The sequence below is a fragment of the Streptomyces sp. MK37H genome (assembly GCF_018035285.1).
GTDB classification, from domain to species: Bacteria; Actinomycetota; Actinomycetes; order Streptomycetales; family Streptomycetaceae; genus Streptomyces; species Streptomyces endocoffeicus.
On record NZ_JAAAYH010000888.1, the window covers coordinates 1 to 697 of the forward strand.

Consider the following 697-nt stretch of genomic DNA (forward strand, 5'->3'; position numbering starts at 1 on the left):
TCGGTACGGGTAATGCGGCGAGTGTGATTTCGGGTCGGTTGGCGTACACGTTTGGTCTTGAGGGGCCGACGATCACGGTGGATACGGCGTGTTCGTCGTCGTTGGTGGCGTTGCATCTGGCGGTTCAGGCGTTGCGGAACGGTGAGTGTTCGCTGGCGCTTGCGGGTGGTGTGACGGTGATGGCGACTCCGGCGCCGTTTGTGGAGTTCAGTCGTCAGCGTGGGTTGGCGGCTGATGGGCGGTGCAAGGCGTTCTCGGCGGGCGCGGATGGTACGGGTTGGTCCGAGGGTGCGGGCATGCTGCTGGTGGAGCGGCTGTCGGATGCGCGGAAGAACGGGCATCCGGTGCTGGCGGTGGTGCGTGGCAGCGCCATTAACCAGGATGGTGCGTCGAATGGTCTGACGGCGCCGAATGGTCCGTCGCAGCAGCGGGTGATTCGCCAGGCGTTGGCGAATGCGGGTCTGTCGGCGTCCGAGGTGGACGCGGTGGAGGCGCATGGCACGGGGACCTCGCTGGGTGACCCGATTGAGGCGCAGGCGCTGATGGCGACGTATGGCCAGGAGCGGGATGGGGAGCGGCCGTTGCTGCTGGGTTCCATCAAGTCGAACATGGGGCATACGCAGGCCGCGGCTGGTGTGGCGGGCATCATCAAGATCGTCATGTCGATGCGGCATGGTGTGTTGCCGCGTACGTTGCA

The 697-nt window shown here is 65.6% G+C and carries 1 protein-coding gene; it reads left to right on the forward strand.

The genetic code is table 11. The features are described from left to right. A partial coding sequence (locus tag GWI24_RS44625; protein WP_210951698.1) for a beta-ketoacyl synthase N-terminal-like domain-containing protein occupies positions 1 to 697 on the forward strand: 697 nt, incomplete at both ends.